Source organism: Pedobacter sp. KBW06, assembly GCF_003852525.1.
Lineage (GTDB): Bacteria > Bacteroidota > Bacteroidia > Sphingobacteriales > Sphingobacteriaceae > Pedobacter.
The window spans coordinates 1,093,634-1,100,386 of the sequence record NZ_QAJL01000002.1; the positions used below are offsets into that span (position 1 = coordinate 1,093,634).

General features: G+C 40.3%; 6 protein-coding genes. 2 read left to right on the forward strand and 4 right to left on the reverse strand.

What is annotated here, in order from left to right:
• Positions 1 to 26 precede the first annotated feature (26 nt).
• Both DBR43_RS14745 and DBR43_RS14750 read left to right on the forward strand, forming a co-directional pair.
• Complete coding sequence (locus tag DBR43_RS14745) at positions 27 to 668, forward strand: alpha/beta hydrolase (RefSeq protein ID WP_124582027.1); 642 nt, start codon at positions 27 to 29, stop codon at positions 666 to 668.
• 55 nt (positions 669 to 723) lie between these two features.
• On the forward strand, positions 724 to 1,998 hold the full coding sequence (locus DBR43_RS14750) for an MFS transporter (protein WP_124582029.1): 1,275 nt from the start codon (positions 724 to 726) through the stop codon (positions 1,996 to 1,998).
• 281 nt (positions 1,999 to 2,279) lie between these two features.
• On the opposite strand, the gene DBR43_RS14755 is transcribed toward DBR43_RS14750, so the two are convergent.
• From DBR43_RS14755 to nagA, 4 genes are all read right to left on the reverse strand, one after another.
• Positions 2,280 to 4,028, reverse strand: coding sequence for an ABC transporter ATP-binding protein (locus DBR43_RS14755; protein ID WP_124582031.1), 1,749 nt, complete (start codon positions 4,026 to 4,028; stop codon positions 2,280 to 2,282).
• A gap of 86 nt (positions 4,029 to 4,114) precedes the next feature.
• A complete protein-coding gene (gene frr, locus DBR43_RS14760; protein WP_124582033.1) occupies positions 4,115 to 4,678 on the reverse strand; it encodes a ribosome recycling factor in 564 nt (187 codons plus the stop codon).
• 39 nt (positions 4,679 to 4,717) lie between these two features.
• On the reverse strand, positions 4,718 to 5,425 hold the full coding sequence (pyrH, locus tag DBR43_RS14765) for a UMP kinase (RefSeq protein WP_073231857.1): 708 nt from the start codon (positions 5,423 to 5,425) through the stop codon (positions 4,718 to 4,720).
• A gap of 38 nt (positions 5,426 to 5,463) precedes the next feature.
• Positions 5,464 to 6,570, reverse strand: a complete 1,107-nt coding sequence (nagA, locus tag DBR43_RS14770; RefSeq protein ID WP_124582035.1) for an N-acetylglucosamine-6-phosphate deacetylase — start codon at positions 6,568 to 6,570, stop codon at positions 5,464 to 5,466.
• Positions 6,571 to 6,753: the final 183 nt, after the last annotated feature.

Here is a 6,753-nt window from a genome sequence, read left to right on the forward strand (position 1 = left end):
ATCAGCAGTAATTCAACCCATTAATTATGAAAGTATACTTTATAAGTGGATTAGGTGCTGATGAAAGGGTTTTCCAATTCCTTAATTTACCGGGAATTGAAAAAGTTTACATCAAATGGATTGATCCTGAAACTCAGGAATCGCTAACATCCTATGCAAGTCGGTTAACGGCACAAATTGATTTAACGCAGGATATTATTCTTGTAGGAATTTCATTCGGAGGGATAATTGCCCAGGAAATTGCAAAAATTAAGGCCTGTAAAAAAGTAATACTCATTTCCAGTATCAAATCTCCGGATGAGTTTAGCTGGCAGCTATCCCTGGTATCATTCAGTCAAATTTACCGGTTATTTCCTGCTAAAATTTTAAAATGGAGTAACGTACTTACAGCGGACTATTATTTTAGTACCACATCCAAAACAGAATCCAAACTTTTACATCAGATCATTAAAGAAACAGACAATCGGTTTATGCTGTGGGCTATAGATCGGTTGATGACCTGGAAAAACCCTGATCCTCAAAAAAGCATCATTCATATCCATGGAACTTCTGACCGGGTTTTCCCCATCTCTCCAATTAAGAGTTGTATAATAGTTCAGGGCGGCGGGCATTTTATAGTCGTCAATAAATCTACAGAACTAAGCAAAATAATTATGGAAAACATCTGATTTACATTTCAGAATTGATATCCTAAAACCTACATTTGTTTAAAACAATTTTCTCTTGGATAGTCCCGGTATCATAGAAAAACCCGATCCTTACGCTGCCCTCCGATATCCGGAATTCCGGTCTTACCTTGGAATGCGTTTCTTTTTTACGTTTGCTTATCAAATGCAGGCAGTCATCATTGGCTTTCATATCTACCATTTAACGAAAGATCCATTAGCATTAGGCCTGGTTGGGCTTTGCGAAGCCATCCCGGCAATCTCTATCGCTTTATATGGAGGATATGTTGCCGACAAATCTGAAAAAAGAGGATTGTTACTGAAAGTATTTGCCGGCGTATTTCTTTGTTCACTTATTATGCTAGTGATCACCACCAACCGGATGCATGCTTATGTACCTGTCAGTTATATTGTCCCGATCATGTACCTGATGGTTTTTGGAATTGGTATTGCCAGAGGCTTTTTTAGTCCGGCAACCTTCTCTTTAATGGCACAGATTGTTCCAAAAAAACTATATCCTAATTCCAGTACATGGAATAGTTCAAGCTGGCAGGCCGCCTCTATTCTTGGTCCGGCTACCGGAGGACTGATTTATGGGTTTTATGGAATTACAGCAACCTATTCTGTAATTCTGGCTTTTATCGCCATTGCATTGGTTTGTATCTTCTTTCTAAAGCCTCATCCACCAACTTATATTCCCAAGGAAAGTATTGTAAAAAGTCTGACCGAAGGTGTCCATTTTGTCTTTAAAAATAAAATGATGTTAGGTGCCATGAGTCTGGATCTCTTCTCCGTGTTTTTCGGAGGAGCGGTAGCCTTACTTCCCGTATTTGCCAATGACATCTTGAAAGTTGGCTCTGAGGGACTTGGTTTTATGCGCGCGGCCGCTTCCAGCGGAGCGGTAATTACCATGTTGGCCATGACCCGCTTCTCTCCAATGAACAAGCCCTGGAGAAATTTACTCATTGCTGTCACCGGATTTGGAACAAGCATTATCTGTTATGGTCTTTCTAAAAATTTCTACCTGACCTTATTATTCCTATTTATGGAGGGTGCTTTTGACAGCATCAGTGTCATCATTCGTTCTACCATTATGCAATTACTCACACCTGATGAAATGCGGGGCAGAGTATCTGCAGTAAACAGCATGTTTATTGGCTCTTCTAACGAGATTGGAGCCTTTGAATCCGGACTTACGGCAAAACTGATGAGAACTGTGCCTGCCGTTGTTTTTGGCGGAAGTATGACCATCCTCGTTGCGGGAATCACCTACTTGAAAACAAAAAGCCTAATGAAGTTAACCTTGCAGGAAATCAACGACCAGCAAACCTAGGCATTCTAGTTAAATTTAAAGCCCCGAAACCTGATCCAGTCGACAGCCTGCAAATCCTTTTTATTCAAAAGGGTGGGTTCTGTATAAAGACCGTTCTGAATATCTGTTCGGCCCACTTGAATGAAGAAAATGCAGATCCTTTTTTCTCAGAACTTTCTTTACTGAAGCCAGGCTCGACATCCATCTTTTTGGTCTGTGAATAGCAAGACTGCATCAGCAGAGATAACATCAAAACAACAATCGCATTTTATATGGTTTATTCTTTCATCGACTGAAAAAGACTAGTTGTCTTTACGTTCTCCCACCTGCTGTCTCCACATGGCATAGTAAAGACCATTTTCTGCCAATAAATCTTCATGCTTTCCTTGTTCGATGATATGCCCCTTCTCTAACACATAAATGCGATCGGCATGTCGAATCGTAGAAAGCCTGTGAGCAATTAATATAGTGATATGGTTCGTCTGTACCGAAATATCACGGATCGTCGCTGTAATGTCTTCTTCTGTCAAAGAATCGAGAGAAGAAGTTGCTTCATCAAAAACCAGAATATCCGGTCTCCGGAGTAATGCCCTTGCAATGGAAAGCCTTTGCTTTTCTCCACCAGAGACCTTTACGCCACCTTCTCCAATTACTGTATCCAGCCCTTTATCTGCCCTTGCCAACAGGTTGTTACATGCCGCCTGCTTCATTACCCTTAAACACTCTTCATCCGTTGCATCAGGCCTTACAAACTGTAAGTTTTCTCTAATCGTTCCCGAAAACAATTGAGTGTCCTGAGTCACAAAGCCGATCTTTTCCCGAAGCAGGTCCAGGTCAATGTCTTTACTTGAGATGTCATTATACAATACATCTCCTTCCATTGGCTGATAAAGACCAACCAACAGTTTCACCAGCGTGGTTTTACCAGAGCCTGATGGCCCTACAAAAGCGATCGTCTCGCCATTATGCGTATGAAAATTAATATCATTCAAGGCGTTATGCTTGCCGGTCAGGTGTCTGAAGTTTACGTCAGCAAATGCCAGTTTGGTGATTTTATCCAGCCTTACCGGATTCAAAGGTTTCTGATCTATTGGTGTACTCAGAATCTTTTTAAAATTTCCCAAAGAGACTTCTGCCTCGCGCCAGGATAAGATGACATTGCCCAATTCCTGTAAAGGACCAAAAAGAAAGAAGGAATAAAACAGAAAAGAGAAGTATTGACCTGCGGAGATCGTATTCTCAAAAATTAAGATTAACAAAACCACGACCATGGTGCTCCTGACAAAATTAACTGTTGTTCCCTGTACAAAGCTCATGCTTCTCACGTACTTGACCTTTCTTAACTCCAGTCCTAAAATCTTATACGTGGTTTTATTTAACCTTTCAATTTCCTGATTGGCCAGCCCTAAGCTTTTCACCAGCTCGATATTTCTTAAAGACTCTGTCGTAGAGCCTGCCAATGCAGTTGTTTCCGCAACAATCGTCTTTTGAATTGTCTTTATTTTTTTACTCAGATACCAGCTCACAAAGCTAATGATCGGAATGGCAGAAAAATAAACCAGGGTAACCTTATAACTTACTGTCACGGAATAGACAATTACAAACACCATCCCAATCAAGCTTACAAAAAGAATACTGATAAAAGAGGTGATAAACTTTTCCGAATCTAAGCGTACTTTTTGCAAAATGCCAAGGGTCTCTCCGCTTCTTTGATCTTCAAAGACCTGATAGGGCAATTCCAGTGAATGTTTCAATCCATCGGCATACATCTTCGCCCCAACCTTTTGAACAATAATACTTGTAAAGTAATCCTGAAAGTTCTTGGCAATCCTGGAAACCATGGCTGCACCAACGCTTAGGCCAATCAGTCCAAGTACCCCCCAAACGAATGCACTTCTTTCCAAGATATCTTTCTTTTGTATAAACTCATCTACAATCCTTCCGGTAATGTATGGGTCTAATAAGGAAAAACCAATGTTTATAGCGGCTAGTAATAGCGCCAACGCAACAACCCATTTGTGTTGCTGCAGATATTGAAGTAGTAATTTCATTTAATTAAATCTAGCCAAAAATAAATAAAGGGAATGAAGCATTGCGCTCATTCCCTTTAAATTACAAGTAAATTATAAATCAGGCCTTAAACCGTCATTACATCTTTCTCTTTTGCCTCTGCATGTTTATCTACCTTGATGATATATGCATCAGTTATTTTCTGCACTTCTGCTTCTCCGGTTTTGATCTCGTCGTCAGAAACGCTTTCGCCTTTTAATTTTTTAATCTTTTCGTTGGCATCTTTTCGGATGTTACGAACAGTTATTTTACCACGTTCTGCTTCCTCTTTTACTCTTTTAACAAGCTCCTTTCTACGCTCTTCCGTCAAAGGGGGAACTACCAAACGGATCACAATTCCATCATTCTGAGGATTGATTCCGATATTGGCTTCCATGATTGCGCGTTCTATAGGCACCAACATGTTTTTTTCCCAAGGTTGAACGAGTAAAGTACGTGCATCTGGTGTATTGATACTTGCTACCTGAGATAAAGCAGTAGCACTACCATAATAATCTACAAAGATGCCGTCTAACATCCCTGCAGAAGCTTTTCCTGCGCGGATTTTTGTCAATTCAGCTTCACAATGGTCAATTGCTTTGTCCATGTTTGCCTGAGCATCTTGTAATTGTTTCTTTATGAGGTCATTCATGTTTGTAAAATTTAACCAAAAATATAAAATTTATTAGAATCAGCCTTTAACAAGGGTACCAATCTCTTCCCCTTTGGCAATTTTCATGAAATTACCTGTTTTATTCATATCAAAAACGATGATAGGAAGTTCATTTTCCTCGCATAAAGTAAAGGCTGTCATATCCATTACGTTTAATCCTTTATCATAAACTTCTTTGAAAGAAATTTTGTTGTATTTTGTTGCTGTTGGATCTTTCTCTGGATCAGCGGTATAAATTCCATCCACACGGGTGCCTTTCAATACCACATCTGCTTTAATTTCAATTGCCCTTAGCGCGGCAGCAGAATCCGTCGTGAAATAAGGATTTCCCGTACCGGCACCAAAAATAACCACACGGCCTTTTTCCAGGTGACGCACTGCTCTTCTGCGAATAAATGGCTCACAGATCTGTTCCATTTTAATAGCTGTCAGTAAACGGGTTTTCAAGCCCACTTTTTCCAGCGCATCCTGCAATGCCATACTGTTGATCACCGTAGCCAACATTCCCATATAATCAGCTTGTGCACGGTCCATGCCAGACTTTTCAGCACTCAAGCCTCTAAAAATATTACCACCTCCAATAACTATTGCTATTTCAAGGCCTTCGCTATGTACAGCTTTAATGTCTTCAGCATATTGCCTTACGCGCTCATTATCAATACCATATTGTTTCTCGCCCATCAGCGATTCGCCACTTAATTTTAGCAGGATCCGTTTATACTTCATGACTCCAAAAATAACTATTTGTTTTAATTAATCAGGGTTCAAATGTGCAAACCCTTTACAAAAACTTTATTCAGCTTTAGTTCCGGGGATAAAAACAGTAAATCAGCATCACTGCCGACATTTAAAGAACCCTTTTTATCTGACAAGCCCATTAATCTTGCGGGATTTCCTGAGGCAAGCCTTAAAGCCTGGGACAAGCTGATATCGCAATACTGAACACAGTTCTGAACTGCCTGCAGCAACGTAATATTCGAACCCGAAAGCGTTCCATCCGGTGTAACAAATTTATCACCTTTTAGCTGGTGCTGATAAGGACCGATGTTGCATTCCGTCACAGCATCAGTAATTAGAAACAAGCGGTCTTTCATCACCCTATAAGTCATCTTTACCATCTCCAGGTTAACATGTGTTCCATCGGCTATAATGCTTGCCATCGCAGTCGGATGGCAAAATACAGCTACGGGTAAATTAGGTGCCCTGTGGTGGATAGAAGGCATTGCATTGAACAAATGAGTTGTTGTTTTAAATCCGGCATCATAAGCAGCCGTAGCCTGGGTAAAATCGGCATCACTATGTCCGAGTGACAACACGATACCCTGGTCCAATAAATAGCGGATTACTTCTTCATCCTGAAGCTCTGCTGCTATCGTCATCATTTTTACTGTTCCATCGGCATAATCAAGCAAACGTTTCACTTCTTCAAGCGAGGCTTTATAAATATATGCTGCAACGTGTGCTCCTTTCCGTTTTTCATTAATATACGGTCCTTCCAGATGTAGGCCCAGAAAGCCTTTAGCTTCCTTACGGTAAGCTTTTGCTGCATCCAGACACTGATAGACTATTTCAGGGCTATTAGTCGCCACACAGGCTAAAAATCCGGTTGTACCTTTAGATAGCAGATCTTCATCCATCTGCCTTAATGTCTCTACTGTAGGATAGGCTGAAAAAAGTGCACCTCCACTACCATAAATCTGGAGGTCTATAAAAGCAGGGCTGATATAATCTCCTGCGGCGTCTATAATTTGATATCCTGCCGGAATTTTTTCATTTGTGATGCGGTTAATCTTTCCATCTTCAATAAAGATGGTTTTACTGATAAGGAGGAGATCTTCATTAAAAAACCGGCCATTTGTAATTGCAATCATAAGCTAAGTTATTAGGGTACCCAAATATAAGATCGTACGATGAAAGCCGTTGATAATTGTTTCTATAAAAATCGATGGTAATTTTAAAAGCTTTTAGAAGAAAGCACCCGTGGCTTGATCCACAAGCAACAAATAAAAAAGCTTATAAACAAGAAAAGCCTGCAGTTTCCTACAGGCTTTCTT

Excerpts from the sequence above, each read along its gene's own strand:
- DBR43_RS14745 (WP_124582027.1), top strand. The coding sequence starts at position 27 with ATGAAAGTATACTTTATAAGTGGATTAGGTGCTGATGAAAGGGTTTTC.
- DBR43_RS14755 (WP_124582031.1), bottom strand. The coding sequence starts at position 4,028 with ATGAAATTACTACTTCAATATCTGCAGCAACACAAATGGGTTGTTGCG.
- frr (WP_124582033.1), bottom strand. The coding sequence starts at position 4,678 with ATGAATGACCTCATAAAGAAACAATTACAAGATGCTCAGGCAAACATG.
- pyrH (WP_073231857.1), bottom strand. The coding sequence starts at position 5,425 with ATGAAGTATAAACGGATCCTGCTAAAATTAAGTGGCGAATCGCTGATG.
- nagA (WP_124582035.1), bottom strand. The coding sequence starts at position 6,570 with ATGATTGCAATTACAAATGGCCGGTTTTTTAATGAAGATCTCCTCCTT.